Consider the following 17,992-nt stretch of genomic DNA (forward strand, 5'->3'; position numbering starts at 1 on the left):
GAGGGCCGCGCCCCGGGACATGATCCGGGGCGCGGCCCTCACTGCGGGTACCGCCGGTTCTGGGGCGTGCTCAGAGTCGGAGCAGGCGTTCCGTCATCTCGCGGTAGTCCCGCAGGGCCAGCCGGAGGTCTTCGGTGGTCGGGGTGGCCTTGTCGCCCGACTGCCAGGACGTCCGCAGCGTGCGCCGGCGGTGGGTCACCGCCTCCGTGAAGCGCTCGGCCAGCTCCTCCAGCAGGTGGTCGGCCTCCTCCACGGCGTCCCGGGGGCCGTCGACGAAACCGCCGAACGCGTGCCGCAGTCGCAGCGAGAACTTGTCGCACTCGTCCTGGGGCAGCAGACGAGAGTCGTGCGGGGCGGGGGTCCGACCAGGGGTGCCCACGCCCCCGGTGGCCGTCGCATCGCCGGCCGGGCGAGGTGCGGCGGCGGACTCGCGCCCGCGCACCGCACCCACGGCCTCGCCAGGCGTGGCACCGGGACGGTCCCGCTCAAACCCGCGTGCCCTCGCGCTCTCGCCGGGCCTGCCGACGGTGCCGGGGCGGTCCGGTCCTCGCCCGCCGCTCACGGGCTCGCGGGCGGGGGTCTCACGAACGGGGGTCTCGCGGGCGGGGGTCACACGGGCGGGGGTCACACGGGCGGGCGTCTCGCGGGCGGGGGTGTCGGCGCGCTCCTCGGGCGGGATGCCGGGGCCGGGGCGGCCCGGCTCTCCCCCGCGGCCCGCCGCACCCTCGCCCGTCATGGCCTTGCCGGACGCAGGAGCCGCTCCGGCCGCCTCCGGGCCGCCCACGCGGCCTTTCATGGCCTCGCGACGCCCTGTCCGTTCGGTGCCTTCCGCGCTTTCGGTGCCTTCAGTTCCGTCACTCGATGTCCTGTCCTTCACCTTCCTCAACTCCCCTTCGCATGGCGCCTGGTGAACGCCCACGGCAGGTGGCCCCGGCCGTCGGCGGAGGATCCCTCGGGGCGGGGGGCCGGCTTCGCGGAGTCGGACGCGCGGTGACGCGGGGTGTCGTCCTGGCGGACCGGGGTCACCAGGTCCTCGAAGAGGGCGCGGGCCTCGATCATGGCCTCACGCATCTCCTCCGTCCCGGCGCGGCCCTCCTGGGCCCCGTCGGTGCGGACCTGCGCGACGCGGTGCACGCGGCGGTAGCCGTGGACGTGGTGTCCGTGGTGGACGGAGAGCGCGGCGACCTGCTCCTCGTAGCGGCCGCCGTCGGGGAAGCCGCGCGCACCGGCCAGCTCACCGAGCAGCCGGTCGGCCTCGGCCACCGCCTCGCGCGGCGAATCGACGAAGCGTTCCTGGGCGGCCGTCCAGCGGGCCGCGTACTGTTCGCGGGCCGCGGGCTCCAGCGGCCGCTCGCGCAGCTCACCGTGCCTCTTCACCCGCTCGGCCAGGTCGCGTTCGGCGGCCTTGGCGTCGCCGTCGTGCCGGGCGACGGTCCGGTCGTACTCGGGCCCGAAGCGCCGCCGCAGGCTGCGCCCGCCCTGCGGCCTCCGGGCGAGGAGGGTCAGGGCGGCCGCGACAACGACGACGGCCGCCACGATCACGATCAGAGCGATGATCACGCCTGTGGACATGGATGCCTTCCGGGGTCTCGACCCGACGGGCCGGTTCCCGGGCCGGGTTGCCCGGAAGGCGCCCCTCAAACGGGGTCCGTCACGGGGCGAAGCGCCGCAGCCCCGTCACCGACCACACGGTCACGATGCGCCCCTCCTCCACCTGGAACAGATCGATGCCGCTCTTCGCCACGGCGATCCCCGAGTCGTCCTGCCGTGTCACACACCAGCGCGACGCCACGCTGCCCTTCCCGACGTCGACGAGCGGGGTGCCTTCGACGGCGAAGCGCACTCCGGGGAGCGACGCCCGGAAGGCGGCGATGTAGTCGACGATGCCGCGCGGTCCGTGGAGGGTGTCGGTGTCCGCGTTGTCGGGGTCGTTGCCGAAGCGGATCCGGAAGTTCGGCGCGAGGAAGCCTTCGGGATCGGCGAAGTCGCCGTTCCACAGGGCCGTCCAGCGTTCGAAGAGCGCGATGCCGGTCGCCGGGGTGAGGGCGGTGCCGGTCGTGGCGTTGTCGGTCGCGGTCTTGTCGGTCGCGGTCTTGTCGGTCGTGGCGTTGTCGGTCGTGGTCGTCGCTGTCATGGCTGTCGCCGTCCCTGTCCTTTGGTGCGGAGTTCGTGGCATCAGCCTCGTACGGGTGCGCGACACCCCTCTGTCGGTGATTGCCGTCACATTCCGAGCTCTCCCAGCGGCACCAAGTCCCAGCCCAGCGTGTCGAGTTCGGCCGGGTCGACGGAGCGTCGCGGCGCCCGCTCGTCGAGCACCACCGCCTCCCGTATCCGGTCGAGGCGGAAGCACCGCACCCCGGACCGCAGCCGGCACCAGGCCAGCAGATACCAGTGGTCGTCACCGCCGAGGAACCCGAGGGGTTCGACGGTGCGACCGGTCACCGCGCCCGCGACGTCCGCGTACTCCAGGCGCAGCGTCCGCCCGGCGGTCAGCGCCTCGCGCACCGGCCCCGGCACCGTCGGCACGGCAGGCCGCCGCTCCGCCGACGCGGGCACGAGCAGCCGGACCCGCCCGGCCAGATCGGCCGCCGCCGCGCGCTCGTGCCCGGGCATCACCGCGAGCACCTTGTGCAGCGCGCTGCGCGCGTCGGCCGCGAACGGCGTGCCCGTGAGAGCGCGCAGCCCGACGGCGAGCGCGGTCGCCTCGGCCGGTGTGATGGCCAGCGGAGGCAGGGTCCGCTCCCTGTCCAGGACATAGCCACCGGTCCGGCCGGGTTCGGCGTGGATGGGCACGCCGGACTGCTGCAGCGCGGCGAGATCCCGCTCGATCGTGCGGACACTGACCTCGAAGCGCCGCGCGAGCGTACGGGCGCTGCGCGGGCGGGGTGCGGCGGCACGCAACTCCTCGACGAGGGCGTACAGCCGGTCGGTGCGGTTCACGTCAGCCGGTCCTCCAGCCCGTCCGGTCCCGCCAGTCGGTGCGGTTCATGCCCTCCAGTCTCCCCACCGCCACTGACAGTCCGCCGTAATCCGCTTGCGGACCGGGTGCCGCACCTCCCGACAATGACCGTCATGACCCGTACGCGTACGACGACTTCGCCGGCTTCGACGCCTTCGACGACTTCCTGGACCGTCGCCCCCGAGCCCTTCGACTCCCCCGTCGCGGCCGCGCTGTGGCGGGCGTACTACACGGAGGTCAGCGACCGCTGGTATCTGCTGCACGAAGGGCGCACGACGGACCCCGACGAGCTGGAGCGGGAGGTCGCCGCGCGGACGGGCGCCGAGTTCGCGGCGCCCACCGGGGTGCTGCTGGTCGCGCGGTACGACGGCGAGCCCGGGGGCACGGCGGGGGTCCGGATGCTCGACGCCACGACGGGCGAGCTGAGCCGTGTCTTCGTCTGCGAGGAGCTGCGCGGCAAGGGCGGCGGTCCCCTGCTGCTCGCGGCGGCCGAGGAGGCGGCCCGCGGCCTGGGCGCCGAACGGCTGATCCTCGACACCCGCGACGACCTCGTCGAGGCACGCGCGCTGTACGCCCGGCACGGCTACGAGGAGACCGAGGCACACAACGACGACATCTACGCCGAGCACTGGTTCAAGAAGGAACTGACCGGCTGATTCCGGGGGTTCGCGGACTCAGGCGGGATTCCCCCGCGGGCGCGGCGCCGTTCTGCCGTGCGGCCGTTCCGCGTCGGATCCGCACATCTCGGCGTTCAACTCCTCGACCAGCTTGGTCAGGTCGGTCGGGCGGTCCGGGCCCCACCAGTCGCCGAGCAGCTCGGCCAGGGACTCCTCGCGGGCCTTGGCGAGTCTCTCGGCGGCCTCGCGACCTTCCTCGGTCAGCACGAGGTCGAGTCCTTCGCGCAGCGCGAGCCGGCGCTCCTCGACCTGCCGGGCGGCGGCGAGGACGACGCTCAGCGGTACGGTGCTGCGCTCGGCCAGCTCCGCGGGCTCGGCCCACCCGTACTTCTTGATCCGCAGCAGCAGCCAGCTCGCCGCGGGCAGCAGGTCCAGGCCCGCCCGCGCGGTGATCTTCTCGTAGATCTCGCGCCGCCCCTCACGGGTGCCGAGCACGGACAGGGCCCGGCACACCTCGTCGTACGACGACCGCTCCACCGGATTCGTGGCGAGCGTCTCGGTGACGTCCGGCGCCGTGACGGACCCCCGCAGCTTGTCCTCGCGCAGGAGCCAGGCCAGTACGAAGCCGAGCACGGCGACCGGGGCGGCGTACAGGAAGACGTCCGTGATGGACGACGCGTACGCGTGCAGCACCGGCTGCCGCAGCGCGGGCGGCAGGTCGCCGATGCCCTTCGGGTCGGCCTTGAGGGAGTTCGGGGTGATGCCCGCGGGGAGCTGCTGCCCGCTGAGCGCGGCCGTCAGTTTGTCGGCGAGGCCACTGGCGAAGACCGTGCCGAAGATGGCGACGCCGAACGAGGCGCCGATGGAGCGGAAGAAGGTCGCGCCCGAGGTGGCGACGCCCAGATCCTCGTACGACACCGCGTTCTGCACGATCAGGACCAGCACCTGCATGACCAGGCCGAGGCCCAGACCGAAGACGAAGAAGTACGAACTCATCTCGCCGGTGCTGCTGTTCTCGTCGAGCTGGTGAAGCAGCAGCAGTCCGATGACCGTGACCCCGGTGCCCGCGATGGGGAACACCTTCCAGCGGCCGGTACGGCTGACGATCTGTCCGGAGACCGTGGACGACAACAGCAGGCCGAACACCATCGGCAGCATGTGCACACCGGACCAGGTGGGCGTCACGCCCTGGACGACCTGGAGGAACGTCGGCAGGTAGGTCAACGCGCCGAACATCGCGAAGCCGACGATGAAGCTGATGACGGCGGCGAGGGTGAAGGTGCGGATGCGGAAGAGTTTGAGCGGCAGGACGGGTTCGGCCGCCCGCCGCTCCACGGCGACGAGCGCCACGGCCAGGACCACACCCAGCACGGCGAGGCCGATGAGCTGGGCCGATCCCCAGCCCCAGGTGGTGCCGCCGAGCGAGGCCACCAGGATCAGGCAGGTGGCGACCGCGGCGATGAGGAACGTGCCGAGGTAGTCGATGACATGCCGCGCGGACTTCCTGGGGATGTGCAGGACCGCCGCGATCACGGCGAGCGCGACGATGCCGACGGGCAGGTTGATGTAGAACACCCAGCGCCAGCTGAGGTGCTCGGTGAAGAGCCCGCCGAGCAGCGGCCCGAGCACGCTGGTCGCGCCGAAGACGGCGCCGAACATCCCCTGGTACTTCCCCCGTTCCCGCGGCGGGACGAGGTCGCCGACGATCGCCATCGACAGCACCATCAGCCCACCGCCGCCGAGGCCCTGCAACGCCCGGAAGCCGATGAGCTCGGGCATGTTCTGCGCCATGCCGCACAGCGCGGAACCGATCAGGAAGATCACGATCGCCGTCTGGAACAGCTTCTTCCGGCCGTACTGGTCGCCGAGCTTGCCCCACAGCGGGGTCGCCGCGGTCGACGCGAGCAGATACGCGGTGACCACCCAGGACAGGTGCTCCAGACCGCCGAGGTCGCTGACGATGGTCGGCAGCGCGGTCGACACGATCGTCTGGTCCAGCGCGGCGAGCAGCATGCCCATCAGTAGCGCGCCGATCGAGACGAAGACACTGCCGTGCACGGAGTCGCGGGCGTCGGCGACGGCCGCCGCGCGCCGCCGCACGGCCGACTCGTTCACGCCGGTCGGCCCGTCCGCGCCGGGCGTTTCCGTCGGCGCGTCCGCGCCGTGCCCATCCCCGGTCATCCGGCCTCCCTGAGCCCCGAGGGTCTCGGTCACCCTCCATCCTGGTCGGTGTGACCGGTTATGGCCTGTTGAGTCCTGCGGAGGCGGGGGTTCCGGGGACTCCTGGAGATTGCGTGTGGGTCCTCCGGATAATCTTTGAAGTTCTCCAGGGGGAGGGACCCACGCGTGACTGAACCGAACGGGCATGTCTGCCCCGAGTGCGCCGCGCCGCGCGCGCCGGACGGCACCCCGTCCTGCGCCTGCACCCAACGGGCGTCCGACGCCTTGCGCGACGCCCGCACGGCGGAGGCGGCCGCGGCGGAGGACTTCGATCCGTTGCGGATTCGGCCCTATGTGGAGCTGGGGGCGGAGGGGGCCGCGGGGGGAGGGGCGCCCGATGCGTCGGGCGAGACCGGGGTTCCGGAGGGAACCGGGGCGCCGGGAGCAGGCACTCCGAAGGAAGCCGCAGCGCCGGAAGCCGCCGGGTCCGGCCCCGGGTTCGGGTCCGCGTCCGACTCCGACACCGACTCCGCGCCTACGATGCGGCTCGCTGCCGTACCGTCCGACGCGACCATGCGGCTCGGCGCGGTGCCGTCCGCGCCGCGTGCGGCCGACGTGCGCCTGTTCCATGAGCAGTCCCCGGAGCCCGGCCCGCCGGCTGCCGCGGACGAGCGGCCCGGGTCTCGGCGTCGGCGGCGTACCGCTGTGCTGGGTGTCGCGGGAGCTGTCGTGGCCGTCGTCGCGGCGGCGGGGATCGCGAGCGGGCTGTTCTCGTACGACACTCCCGCGCGGGACGGGGCGTTGCCGGAGGACGTACGGGCGAGCGTGCCGGAGGTGTCGTCCGCGGCGGCCTCGCAGTCGCCGTCGCAGAGCGCGTCGTCCACGGGGCCGGCGCCTGTCGTCCCGGCCCCGTCGCACAGCGCGAGCCCGTCGCCCTCGGCGTCACGGTCGAGCACGTCGGCGACGCCGATCCCGTCGGCCACTCCCACGCAGACGCCGACGACCGCGAGCGCCACGGGTTCGGTGAAGCCCACCCAGGACGGTTCGGACGAACGCCGCGTGCAGACCCTGCGGCGCGGCGACAAAGGTCCCGAGGTCACCGAACTCCAGCTGCGCCTGCACCAGTTGTCCCTCTACACGGGCGACGACGACGGCAAGTACGACAACCAGGTCGAGCAGGCCGTGCGCCGCTACCAGTGGGCGCGGGGCATCACGGCCGACGAGCAGGGCGTGTACGGCGGGGCTACGCGCACAAGCCTGGAGGCGGAGACGTCGGAGCCATGAGCGGTGGCCCCGCCGCTTCGCCTTTCCGCCGGTGGGTGGGTCGGGGCCGTGCCGGTACATCCGCCCCGTCGCCGGTGGCAGATCGCTTGCCTTACATGGTTCTGCCTGTTGGCAACCACGTAAGCGACGGGGCATGTGATGTACCGGCACGGCCCCTTCCGTGCGTCGGCGACTGCGGGTGAGTGGGGGCGTGCGTCCGCGACTGCGGGTGCGTGGGGGCTTGGGGCCAATTCCCCCGACCTCGGGCCGGTGGAGCGTGCGGCCACTTCCGATCTCGGGCCGGTGGAGCGTGCGACCACTCCGGCCTCGCGGGGCCCCGTGGTCGGCCGCGGGCGAGTGCCCAACGTTGCCCGAGGGTGAACCGCACCACCTGCACCCCCCTCAGTCCCCCAACCACTTGAACGCGGCCAGCCACCCTGCCGCATCCCCCCGCCCAGCCCGGCCTGGGCTGGAGATCTTTCAGCCCGTCCGGCGTTTGAGGACGAGGCCGTCAAGGCCGATTGCGGGGGTCTGGGGGCGGCAGCCCCCAGGTACGGGACGGGTAGGGGCGGAGGGGGCGAAAAAACTCGCGGTCCCCCAGGAGACCTCAGCCTTCGATGTGCAGCCGGATCAAGCCGCCCCCGGCGGACTCCACCCGCACCTGCGTAAGGTGGCGGACGAGGACGTCCGGCCGGTGGAAGCCCGCCCGAGGCCCGACCCCGACGACCCGCATCCCCGCAGCCCTCCCCGCCGCAATCCCCGCCCCGGAATCCTCGAAGACGACACACTCCTCGGGCGCGACACCCAGCTCGGCGGCCCCCTTCAGGAACCCCTCGGGATCCGGCTTGCTCGCGCCGACGGACTCGGCGGTGACCCGCACGTCGGGCAGCCCGAGCCCGGCGGCAGCCATCCGCGCGCCCGACAGGGCCACATCCGCGGAGGTCACGAGGGCATGCGGCACCCCGGCGAGGGATGCCAGGAATTCGGGGGCGCCCGGAATCGCGACGACGCCGTCCATGTCGGCGGTCTCCTCGGCAAGCATCCGCGCATTGTCCGCGTAGTTCTGCTCCATCGGCCGATCCGGCAGCAGCACCGCCATCGAGGCGTACCCCTGCCTGCCGTGCACGACCTTCATGACCTCGTCCCCGTCCAGCCCGTGCCGGTCGGCCCAGCGGCGCCAGCAGCGCTCGACGACGGCGTCGGAGTTGACGAGGGTGCCGTCCATGTCGAGCAGGAGGGCGCGGGCGGTCAGAACGGTGGTGGCCGTCATCGGCATGCTCCAAGACGCGGGAAAGGGGGCCAAGGCGTGGCCCCCGGGACAAGGCGGCCCCGCCCGCCGGTCAGGGAGTGCGGGCGGGAGCCACTTTGTTCCTCCACGATACAAAACGAGACCCCCCGGCGCCACCACTCCTGACCTGCACTTCAGCCAATCCAACCCATATGGCCCCCCTCACGACACCACAAAGACGCCACCCCGACCCCGTACAGACACCGAGGCAGCCAGCCCCTCATCCACCACCCGCACTCGCACCCGCACCCGCGAATTGCACGGGGGGAGGCGGCACCGGCACAGAGACGCCATACCGACGCCATACGGACGCAGAGGCGGCCAGGCCCCACGACCCGCACCCGCGAACGCACGGGAGGGGCCGTGCCGGTACATCGAATGCCCGTCGCTTACGTTCGGATCTGGCAGCGGCTCCCCGTAGGCCAACGTCTGATCCACCGGCGACGGGCGGATGTACCGGCACGGCCCCGACCACCCACCGACGGACGGCGAACCACCACCCACCGGCAGATGGCACCCCACCACCCACCGGCGGAAAGCGACGACCCACGGCGGCCCCACCGCGGCCCCACGGCCGCCTCACACCGGCCCCACCGGACCGCCTCAGCCCGCCACAGCCTCGTACAGGCTCCACGCACCCAGCCCCAGCATCAGCACCGCCGCCACCTTGGTGATCAGCTCCAGCGGCACCCGCTTCATCAGCGCCTTGCCCCCGACAATGCCGAGCCCGGCGACCGCCCACAGCGCGAGAACCGCGCCGAGGCCGACGGAGAGCGGGTCGTCGTAGCGGGCCGCGAGGTTCGCCGTCATGATCTGGGTGAGGTCGCCGAACTCGGCGACGAGGATGAGCATGAAGCCCGCCCCCGAGACCTTCCAGAAGCTCTGGTTCTCGGGCTTGCGGATCTCCTCCTCGTCCTCGTCCTTCTTCATGAGCAGAACCGCCGCCCCGCCGAGGAACAGGACACCGGTCAGCGCGTGCACGATCTGCTGCGGCAGCAGGGTCAGCACGCTGCCCGCCGCGACGGCGAGCGCGACATGGAGGGCGAAGGCGGCGGCGACACCGGCGAAGACGTACGAGGCGCGGTAGCGCGTGCCGAGGACGAGGCCGGCGAGCGCGGTCTTGTCCGGCAGCTCGGCAAGGAAGACGACGCCGAAGACGAGCGCCATCACACTGAAGCTGATCAAAGTTCCTCAATCGGTCGGGCTGCCCCACCGAGAGTGCTGTGACTGCGCTGCGACACCTCGGCACGGCAGCACACAGCGGCACCCGCGCCGGAAGGCGCGGGCAGGAGCACCCACGCCGGACGAATGACACGACACGGCACGGGCAAGTGCACTGCTTGCCGAAGGTCTCGCTGGCCGACCCCTTGAACGAGGCCTGCCTCCGGGCGCCGGCTCAGACGAGCTGAGCAGTATGTCGACGGTCCGGCGAAGAGCTACTCCCCTTCTGCGCCGTCCATCGTACGGGATGCGCGGACGGGCGCCGTAGGGCCTTTGGTCCCGTCACGCTCAGCGGCCGGGTCGCGCCACAAACCCCGCAGAGCGGGACCGGAAGTTCTTGTCGCGAGCATTGCAATGACATGAACGCGTCATTAGCTTCTTACCTGACTCACACCTTCCGGAAATACGCCGCCGCAAGCATGTGCTCGCTCACCCCAACGGCCCCCCGCTCCAAGGGAGTTTGCATGTCCAAGGTCTACGCGCGTCGACGGCTGAGCATACTCGCAGCCGTCACCGGCCTGATAGCCATGGTCGGGATATTCAACGGCCCGACCGCCTCCGCAGCGCTGCCCACCCCGGTCAGCGGCGCCACCGCCCGCAGCTACCTCGCCTCGCTCACCGTGGCGACCGAGAACCGCACCGGCTACAGCCGCGATCTGTTCCCGACCTGGATCACCATCAGCGGCACCTGCAACACCCGTGAGTACATCCTCAAGCGCGACGGTACGAATGTCGTCACCGACTCCGCCTGCGTGGCCACCAGCGGCAGTTGGTACTCCCCCTACGACGGCGCCACCTGGTCCTCGGCCTCCGACGTCGACATCGACCACCTCGTCCCGCTCGCCGAGGCCTGGGACTCGGGTGCCGGCAATTGGACCACCTCCCAGCGTCAGGCCTTCGCCAACGACGTGACCCGTCCGCAGCTCCTCGCCGTCACGGACAATGTGAACCAGTCCAAGGGCGACCAGGACCCGGCCACCTGGATGCCCTCGCGCACCGCTTACCGCTGCACGTACGTCCGCGCCTGGGTGCAGGTGAAGTACTACTACAACCTCTCGGTCGACTCCGCCGAGAAGAGCGCGCTCACGAGCTACCTCTCCGGCTGCTGATCCAGTTCCCCGGACAGCCACTGACCCACCGGGTTCCGCCGGAACCTCGCCGCTGACCTCCGTCGTTCCGTACCGTACGGGGGCGACGGAGGGGAGGGTGATCACCATGGCGGAGCTGCGCCTGGGACCGCTGCTGAGGTACGTCGACGGCTCGTCCGCGACCTTCTGGGTCGAGGCGAGCCGTCCGTGCGTCGCCGAGGTACGGTGCGCCGACGGCGCCCGGGGTGAGGCACATACCTTTCAAGTCGCGGGCCACCATTACGCGTTGGTGCCGGTGACGGGACTGACTCCGGGCACGGTCACGTCGTACGAGGTGCTGCTGGACGGGAACGCCGTCTGGCCGCTGCCCGACTCCCGCTTCCCGCCGTCCGTCGTCCGCACCCCCGACGAGGACGCCGCCGTCCGCGTCACCTTCGGCTCCTGCCGCTGGGCCGCGCCGCCCGCGGACGAGAAGGACCCGGTGGGTCCGGACGCGCTGGACACCCTTGCCGCCCGCATCGCCTCGGACCCCGACGGTGAACGCCCGGACGTGCTGCTGCTGTTGGGCGACCAGGTGTACGCGGACGAGGTCTCCAAGGCCACCCGCCAGTGGATCGCCGCGCGACGCGGACTCGCCGACCCCCCGGGCAACCAGGTCGCGGACTACGAGGAGTACACCCGGCTCTATTACGAGTCCTGGCTCGATCCCGAGATCCGCTGGCTGCTGTCCACCGTGCCGAGTTGCATGATCTTCGACGACCACGACGTCATCGACGACTGGAACACCAGCGCCGCCTGGCTCGCCGACATGCGCGCCACCCCGTGGTGGCGCGAGCGGGTGCTGAGCGGCCTGATGTCGTACTGGGTCCACCAGCACCTCGGCAACCTCTCCCCGCGCGAGCTCTCCGAGGACCGGCTGTACGCCGCCGTACGCGAAACACCCGACGGCACCGACGTGCTGCGCGCCTTCGCCGCCCAGGCCGACACCGACCCGGCCTCCGTCCGCTGGAGCTACCGCCGCGACTTCGGCCGCACCCGCGTCCTCATGCTCGACACCCGCGGGGCCCGCGTCCTGGAGGAGGAGAACCGCGCGATGCTCGATCCGGGTGAGGCGGAGTGGCTGCGGGAGCAGGCGCTGGACGCGCCCGGCTCGTACGACCATCTCCTCATCGGCACCTCCCTGCCCTGGCTGCTGCCCCCGCTCGTCCACCACGCCGAGGCGTGGAACGCCGCGCTGTGCCGGGGGGAACGGGGCGCGCGCTGGGCGCGGTTCGGGGAGGATCTGCGCCGACGGGCGGACCTGGAGCACTGGGCCGCGTTCCCGGAGTCGTTCGACGCGCTGACCGCGCTGATCGCCGAGGCCGGGTCGGGGACGGACGCACCGGCGACGGTGTGCGTGCTGTCCGGGGATGTGCATCACGCGTATGTCGCCGAGCCCTCATGGCCCGGCGCCGGGCCGGACGCCCGGGTTCTCCAACTGACCTGCTCCCCCGTCCACAACTCCATCCCGCTCTCCATAAGACTCGGCTTCCGCTTCGGGTGGAGCGGCCTGGGGCGGGTCCTCGGCCACTGGTTCGCCCGGCACGGCGGCTGCGCGCACCCGCCGGTCGACTGGCGCAAGACCGGCGGGCCCTGGTTCGGCAACCAGTTGATGACCCTGACGCTGCGCGGGCGTTCCGCGTCGCTGCGGCTCGAACAGGCGCGGGCCGTACGAAGTGGGGGCTCACGGCTGAGGACGGTGGAGGAGTCGGCACTCACCCCGTAATAAGCCCATTGCGTACGGTTGTTGCGTGCGTTGTCCCTGATGCTCGTGACGCATCCCACACCCGGCGCCGATCATCCGCTCCAGGGCTCGGCTCTCGCACCGTACGACGGCATGATGAGGCGGACCGTCCGCTTCCAGCGGGCGGTTTGCCGCCATGACCGTCCGCTTCCGGCGGATGGTCTGCCGCCCATGCGCCCCACACGCCCGGGAGTCACACCCTTGTCTGCCGCACCAGCCGCGCCCTCCGGGATCACCCACGTCTCCGTCGCCCTTGTCGGCGCGGGTCCGCGCGGCACCAGCGTTCTGGAGCGCCTCTGCGCCTCCGCGCCCGAGCTCCTCGCGCCGGGCACGCGACTGACGGTGCATGTCGTCGATCCGGCCCCGCCGGGGCCCGGCCGCGTCTGGCGCACCGAACAGTCGCCGCATCTGCTGATGAACACCGTGGCCTCACAGGTGACCCTCTTCACCGACGAGAGCGTGGACTGCTCGGGGCCGATATGTCCGGGGCCGAGCCTGCACGCGTGGGCGGGCGGCGAACTGGGCCCCGACGACTATCCGACCCGCGCCGAGTACGGCCGTTACCTGGAGTGGGTCTTCGGCGAGGTGGTGCGCGGGGCGCCCGCCGCGGTGCGGGTCGAGGTGCACACCGCCCGCGCGATACGGCTCGACGACGCGCCCGACGGCCGCCAGACGCTCGCCCTCTCCACCGGCCGCACCCTGTCGGGCCTCGCCGCCGTGGTCCTCGCGCAGGGCCATCTGCCGGTGCTCGCGGACCCAGCGCAGCAGCGCCTGACCGCGTACGCCGAGCGGCACGGCCTGCGGCACATTCCGCCCGCGAATCCTGCCGACGTCGACCTCTCGCCTCTCGCCCCCGGCGAACCGGTCCTGCTCCGCGGCCTGGGCCTCAACTTCTTCGACCACATGGCCCTGCTGACCACGGGTCGCGGCGGCCGTTTCGTCCGGACCCGCGAGGGCCTGCGCTATCTGCCCTCGGGCGACGAACCCCGGCTGTACGCCGGCTCGCGGCGCGGCATCCCGTACCAGGCACGCGGCGACAACGCGAAGGGCCCGTACGGCCGCCACACCCCGCTCGTCCTCACCGACGAGGTGATCTCCCGCCTCCGCAAACGCGCCGACTCCGGTGACGCGCCGGACTTTCTGTGCGAGATATGGCCGTTGGTCGCCAAGGAGGTCGAAACCGTCTACTACGAGGGGCTGTTGGGGACGCCGGAGGGCCTGGACTTCCGGGACCGTTTCCTCGCCGTCCCGCACCGGAGTCCCCAAGAGGCCGATGTCCTCGGCGAGTTCGGCATCGCCGCCGCCGACCGCTGGTCCTGGGACCGCATGTCGCGCCCGTACGCCGGGCACACCTACACCGGCCCCGGTGCCTGGCGGGAGTGGCTGCTCGGCCATCTGCGCGAGGACGCCCGGCAGGCCGCGCTCGGAAATGTCGACGGGCCCCTCAAGGCCGCCCTCGACGTGCTGCGCGATCTGCGCAACGAACTGCGCCAGATCGTGGACCACGGCGGACTGTCGGGCGATTCGCGCCGGGCCCACCTGGACCGTTGGTATACGCCGCTCAACGCCTTCCTCTCCATCGGCCCGCCCCGGCGGCGCGTCGAGGAGATGGCCGCGCTGATCGAGGCGGGCGTCCTGGACGTCGTCGGACCGCGCCTCGATGTGCGGGCCGAGGACGGGGCGTGGGTCGCGCACTCCCCCGACGTGCCGGGTTCGGCCGTACGGACGACGACCCTCGTGGAGGCGCGGCTACCGGAACCGGATCTGCGACGGACCGCCGACGAGCTGCTCGCCCGGCTTCTGAAGACGGGCCAGTGCCGCCCGCACACCGTCGACGGTTACGAAACCGGAGGACTGGACGTAACACCGCGCCCTTATCGTCTGATCGACCGTCAAGGCCGCCCGCACACACGGCGGTTCGCGTTCGGAGTGCCCACGGAGGGCGTGCACTGGGTGACCGCGGCCGGGGCCCGGCCGGGTGTGGATTCGGTCACGCTTTCGGATGCCGACGCGGTGGCACGGGCCGCGCTACGTGCGGCGATGGCGCAAGCGGAACCGCAAGCGGAGGCGGATCCATGGCCAAATGTTGAACTTGCAAGCATTGATTAGGTTCGCCTAACGTTGATGACTCACTCGGTTCCGTCCCCAAGATCCGGTCCCCCATGGACCGGACCAGACCGAAGGAGTTCCCCCACATGACCGGACGCCTCAACAGCGCCCAGCCCTACGCCATCGGCCTGTTCCGTATCGTCGTCGGCCTGCTCTTCGCCGTGCACGGCGCCGCTTCCCTCTTCGGCGTGCTCGGCGGCGCCGCGGGCACCGACGGCGGGACCATCGACGCCGGCACCTGGCCGGGCTGGTACGCGGCCGTGATCCAGCTCGTCGGCGGCGCCCTGGTGCTGCTCGGCCTCGGCACCCGCGCCGCCGCGTTCATCTCGTCGGGCTCGATGGCATACGCGTACTTCGACGTGCACCAGTCGGCCGCCCTGTGGCCGATCCAGAACGGCGGCGAGCTCTCCGTGCTGTTCTGCTGGACCATGCTCCTGCTCGTCTTCACCGGATCCGGCGCGCTCGGCCTCGACCAGCTGCTCGCGGGCCGCACGGCCTCGGCCACCGAGGACAAGCGGGCCTCGGAGCCGGTCGCGGCCTGACGCTTCCCCCGCGCACGACGGCGCCCGCCTCCCCCATACAGGAGGCGGGCGCCCTCACGTCGGCAGCAGCGGGTGAACGTGATGTGACAGACACATGAGCCCCCCGTGGATCTCCTGTCACACCAGCCGCGTACGCTGTATGGCTGTTACAGGCCGCCCTGCCGCTCCCCGCGACGTCGCGGCGTGGTCGTGCCTACGGGGGATTTCAGGGGAGTGTTTCGGTGCTGGAGAGTGTGGGGTCGCTGACGGGCAGCCCATGGATCTACGCGGCGGTCGCCGTGTCCGTTCTTCTTGATGTGTTCCTGCCGGTCCTGCCGAGCGGCGTCCTGGTGATCACGGCTGCCACGGCCGCGGCGGGCTCGGCCACCGGCGCCGTCCCGCACGCCGTGCCCGACATCCTGATGCTCACGCTCTGCGCGGCCACGGCCTCCGTCCTCGGCGACCTGGTGGCGTACCGCCTGGCCTGGCGCGGCGGCGAACGTCTGGACCGTGCCATCGCCCGCTCCCGCCGCCTGACCAGCGCGCAGGAACGTCTCGGCGTGGCCCTCTCCCGCGGCGGCGGAGCCCTGGTCGTCGTCGCCCGCTTCGCCCCGGCCGGCCGCTCGGTCGTCTCACTCGGCGCCGGCGCGGCCCACCGCCGCGTCCGCGAGTTCCTGCCCTGGTCCATACTCGCGGGCCTGACCTGGGCCGGCTACAGCGTCGCCCTCGGCTACTTCGGCGGCCAGTGGCTGGGCGCGACCTGGCTCGCCACGGGGGTGTCCTTCGCGGCGCTGTTGGTCGCGGGCGCCGGGGCGGCGTACCTGATGCGCCGGCCCGCACCACAGGAGTCGGGCAGCAGCGCCTGACCTATCCCGCGCGCTGCACCGCGCCGCGTACCTCCAGGCCGCCCAGCAGCTCGGCCGTGGCCGCCGCGATCGCCTCGACCGCGTGGTCGAAGACCTCACGGTTGTGGGCGGCCGGGGCGCGGAAGCCGGACACCTTGCGGACGTACTGGAGGGCGGCGGCGCGGATCTCCTCCTCGGTGGCCTCTTCGGGGAGCACGGGCGGGCGGAGGGTCTTGATGCTGCGGCACATACGTCCAGTCTCGCGCAGACGTCGGGAATACGGTCCAGCAGTCCACAGATTGTGGAGAACATGACCACTGTGGAGATCACGTACATCGGCGGCCCCACGGCCGTCATCGCGCTCGGCGGCGTACGGCTGCTGACCGACCCCACCTTCGACGCGCCCGGCGAGTACCCCATCGGCGCGCGGAAGCTGGTGAAGACGGCCGGACCCGCGCTCCCGGCCGCGGAGGTCGGCGCGGTCGACGCCGTACTGCTCTCGCACGACCAGCACCCGGACAACCTCGACGCGTCCGGGCGTACGTATCTCGCGGGCGCCCCGCTGACCCTCTCGACGGCATCGGCGTACGACCGTATCGGCGCGCCCGTGCGGGCCGTGCCGTCCTGGGAGCACGTCGAACTGCCGCGCCCCGACGGCGGCGTGCTGCGGGTGACCGCCGTGCCGGCGCAGCACGGCCCCGACGGTTCGGAGCCGCTCGTGGGCGAGGTGACCGGCTTCGTGCTGTCCGGAGACGGGCTGCCCAAGGTGTACGTGAGCGGCGACAACGCGTCCCTGGACGTCGTACGGGACATCGCCGGCCGCGAGGGCCCCTTCGACGTGGCCGTGCTGTTCGCGGGTGCGGCGCGCACCCCGCTGGTGCCGGACGCCCCGCTGACCCTGACGAGCGAGGACGCGGCGCGGGCGGCCGGGATCCTCGGCGCCCGCCATGTCGTGCCGCTGCATTTCGAGCACTGGGGCCACTTCACACAGGACGGCGCCACGCTGACGAAGGCGTTCGCGGAGGCCGGACTCACGGACCGGCTGCACCTGCTGGAGCCGGGGGCTTCGGCGCGGTTGCCTTAGCAAAACCCAAGCATTTCCTGGGGGTTGGGCAAGATTCTCCGAGGATTGACTCGGGCGTCCGGCACTTGTGATCATCGCCGGGGTCCTCGCTCGGGGGCCCCGGCGGAAAGAGGCGAGGACTCATGGCGAATGACCGGCTCACAGTGGCGGTACTGGGCCCGGGCGGTGTCGGCGGTCTGCTCGCCGCACTCCTGGCGCGGTCGGGGCACCGGGTGATCTGCCTGGCCGGGGAAGAGACCGCGCGGGTGCTGGCCGCGGACGGCATCCGTGTACGCAGCGCTCACTTCGGCGACTTCACGGCCCACGTGGAGGCGGACACCGAGCTGCGCGAGCCCGTCGACGCGTGCCTGATCGCGGTCAAGGCCACGGCGCTCGACGCGGCTCTGGAGCGCGTCCCCGCGAAGGCGCTGGGCGACGCCGGCTTGGTGGTGCCGCTCCTGAACGGCGTCGAACACCCGGCGGCCCTCCGCGCCCGCTACCGCCCCGAGCAGGTGGCACCCGCGGTGATCCGCGTCGAGTCGGCTCGCCTTGCCCCGGGCCTGATCGAGCACGGCAGCCCCTTCGCGGAAATCGACCTGACCGGCGACACCGCGCCGCGCGCACGGCTCGACGAGCTCGCCGGGGCCCTGGAGTGGGCCGGCGCGCGCGTCCGGATCCAGGACGACGAGGCGGCGACGCTGTGGGCGAAGATGTCGTTCCTCGCACCGCTCGCGCTGCTGACGACTCGGTACGGGGTGTCGCTGGGCGACGTACGCACCCTCCACCGCGAGGAGTTGGTGGCCCTGGTGGAGGAGATCGCCACCGTCAGCCGGGCAAACGGCGCCCCCGTCGACCCCGCGGCCGCCCTCGCCCGCTACGACGCCTTCCCCGCCGCGATGAAGTCCTCCATGCAGCGCGACGCCGAGGCCGGCCGCGCACTCGAACTGGACGCGATCGGCGGCGCGTTGCTGCGCGCGGCCGAACGGTTCGACGTGCCGGTACCGGTGGCGAGAAGGCTGGTGGGCGAGCTGGCATCGTCCAGCCTGCCCGGCGCTTGAGAAGCGCGGGGTGGGGG

Annotated in this window: 17 protein-coding genes; 9 read left to right on the forward strand and 8 right to left on the reverse strand. The window is 72.2% G+C overall.

Annotation, left to right across the window (positions count from 1 at the left end):
• Positions 1 to 70: 70 nt before the first annotated feature.
• The 4 genes from AB5J53_RS15750 to AB5J53_RS15765 form a co-directional block, all read right to left on the reverse strand.
• On the reverse strand, positions 71 to 796 hold the full coding sequence (locus AB5J53_RS15750) for a hypothetical protein (protein WP_369246279.1): 726 nt from the start codon (positions 794 to 796) through the stop codon (positions 71 to 73).
• Positions 797 to 882: 86 nt separating this feature from the next.
• A complete protein-coding gene (locus AB5J53_RS15755) occupies positions 883 to 1,572 on the reverse strand; it encodes a hypothetical protein (RefSeq protein ID WP_369246280.1) in 690 nt (229 codons plus the stop codon).
• A 79-nt stretch (positions 1,573 to 1,651) separates the two neighbouring features.
• The gene (locus AB5J53_RS15760; protein ID WP_369246281.1) at positions 1,652 to 2,134 is read right to left on the reverse strand and encodes a nuclear transport factor 2 family protein; all 483 of its coding nucleotides are present in this window, start codon (positions 2,132 to 2,134) and stop codon (positions 1,652 to 1,654) included.
• A gap of 86 nt (positions 2,135 to 2,220) precedes the next feature.
• Positions 2,221 to 2,940, reverse strand: coding sequence for a helix-turn-helix transcriptional regulator (locus AB5J53_RS15765; protein WP_369246282.1), 720 nt, complete (start codon positions 2,938 to 2,940; stop codon positions 2,221 to 2,223).
• A 132-nt stretch (positions 2,941 to 3,072) separates the two neighbouring features.
• On the opposite strand from AB5J53_RS15765, the gene AB5J53_RS15770 reads away from it, so the two are divergent.
• Positions 3,073 to 3,615: a GNAT family N-acetyltransferase gene (locus AB5J53_RS15770; RefSeq protein ID WP_369246283.1), complete on the forward strand. Its 543-nt coding sequence runs from the start codon at positions 3,073 to 3,075 to the stop codon at positions 3,613 to 3,615.
• 18 nt (positions 3,616 to 3,633) lie between these two features.
• Here the strand turns inward: AB5J53_RS15770 and AB5J53_RS15775 are convergent, their stop codons facing one another.
• Positions 3,634 to 5,595: a DHA2 family efflux MFS transporter permease subunit gene (locus tag AB5J53_RS15775; RefSeq protein WP_369252252.1), complete on the reverse strand. Its 1,962-nt coding sequence runs from the start codon at positions 5,593 to 5,595 to the stop codon at positions 3,634 to 3,636.
• A 327-nt stretch (positions 5,596 to 5,922) separates the two neighbouring features.
• On the opposite strand from AB5J53_RS15775, the gene AB5J53_RS15780 reads away from it, so the two are divergent.
• On the forward strand, positions 5,923 to 7,020 hold the full coding sequence (locus AB5J53_RS15780; RefSeq protein WP_369246284.1) for a peptidoglycan-binding protein: 1,098 nt from the start codon (positions 5,923 to 5,925) through the stop codon (positions 7,018 to 7,020).
• A 586-nt stretch (positions 7,021 to 7,606) separates the two neighbouring features.
• Here AB5J53_RS15780 and AB5J53_RS15785 read toward each other — a convergent pair.
• Positions 7,607 to 8,275 carry an HAD-IA family hydrolase gene (locus tag AB5J53_RS15785; protein WP_369246285.1) on the reverse strand — a complete coding sequence of 223 codons (669 nt, stop codon included), beginning with the start codon at positions 8,273 to 8,275 and terminating at the stop codon, positions 7,607 to 7,609.
• A 615-nt stretch (positions 8,276 to 8,890) separates the two neighbouring features.
• Positions 8,891 to 9,472 (reverse strand): TMEM165/GDT1 family protein, encoded by a 582-nt coding sequence (locus AB5J53_RS15790; protein WP_369246286.1) that lies wholly within the window; start codon positions 9,470 to 9,472, stop codon positions 8,891 to 8,893.
• 500 nt (positions 9,473 to 9,972) lie between these two features.
• Here AB5J53_RS15790 and AB5J53_RS15795 point away from each other — a divergent pair, with 500 nt between their 5' ends.
• From AB5J53_RS15795 to AB5J53_RS15815, 5 genes are all read left to right on the forward strand, one after another.
• Positions 9,973 to 10,617, forward strand: coding sequence for an HNH endonuclease family protein (locus AB5J53_RS15795; protein ID WP_369246287.1), 645 nt, complete (start codon positions 9,973 to 9,975; stop codon positions 10,615 to 10,617).
• Positions 10,618 to 10,723: 106 nt separating this feature from the next.
• Positions 10,724 to 12,361, forward strand: a complete 1,638-nt coding sequence (locus AB5J53_RS15800) for an alkaline phosphatase D family protein (protein WP_369246288.1) — start codon at positions 10,724 to 10,726, stop codon at positions 12,359 to 12,361.
• A 189-nt stretch (positions 12,362 to 12,550) separates the two neighbouring features.
• Positions 12,551 to 14,488 carry an FAD/NAD(P)-binding protein gene (locus AB5J53_RS15805; protein WP_369246289.1) on the forward strand — a complete coding sequence of 646 codons (1,938 nt, stop codon included), beginning with the start codon at positions 12,551 to 12,553 and terminating at the stop codon, positions 14,486 to 14,488.
• Positions 14,489 to 14,574: 86 nt separating this feature from the next.
• Positions 14,575 to 15,030: a DoxX family protein gene (locus AB5J53_RS15810; RefSeq protein WP_369246290.1), complete on the forward strand. Its 456-nt coding sequence runs from the start codon at positions 14,575 to 14,577 to the stop codon at positions 15,028 to 15,030.
• A 221-nt stretch (positions 15,031 to 15,251) separates the two neighbouring features.
• On the forward strand, positions 15,252 to 15,875 hold the full coding sequence (locus AB5J53_RS15815; protein ID WP_369246291.1) for a DedA family protein: 624 nt from the start codon (positions 15,252 to 15,254) through the stop codon (positions 15,873 to 15,875).
• Position 15,876: 1 nt separating this feature from the next.
• Here AB5J53_RS15815 and AB5J53_RS15820 read toward each other — a convergent pair whose 3' ends face one another.
• Positions 15,877 to 16,104 (reverse strand): DUF2277 domain-containing protein, encoded by a 228-nt coding sequence (locus tag AB5J53_RS15820; RefSeq protein WP_369246292.1) that lies wholly within the window; start codon positions 16,102 to 16,104, stop codon positions 15,877 to 15,879.
• Between the two features lie 60 nt (positions 16,105 to 16,164).
• Between AB5J53_RS15820 and AB5J53_RS15825 the strand changes: the two genes are divergently transcribed.
• Positions 16,165 to 16,938 (forward strand): MBL fold metallo-hydrolase, encoded by a 774-nt coding sequence (locus AB5J53_RS15825; RefSeq protein WP_369246293.1) that lies wholly within the window; start codon positions 16,165 to 16,167, stop codon positions 16,936 to 16,938.
• A 122-nt stretch (positions 16,939 to 17,060) separates the two neighbouring features.
• A complete protein-coding gene (locus AB5J53_RS15830; protein WP_369246294.1) occupies positions 17,061 to 17,975 on the forward strand; it encodes a ketopantoate reductase family protein in 915 nt (304 codons plus the stop codon).
• The last annotated feature ends 17 nt before the right edge of the window (positions 17,976 to 17,992 follow it).

This window comes from Streptomyces sp. R41 (assembly GCF_041053055.1).
GTDB lineage: Bacteria > Actinomycetota > Actinomycetes > Streptomycetales > Streptomycetaceae > Streptomyces.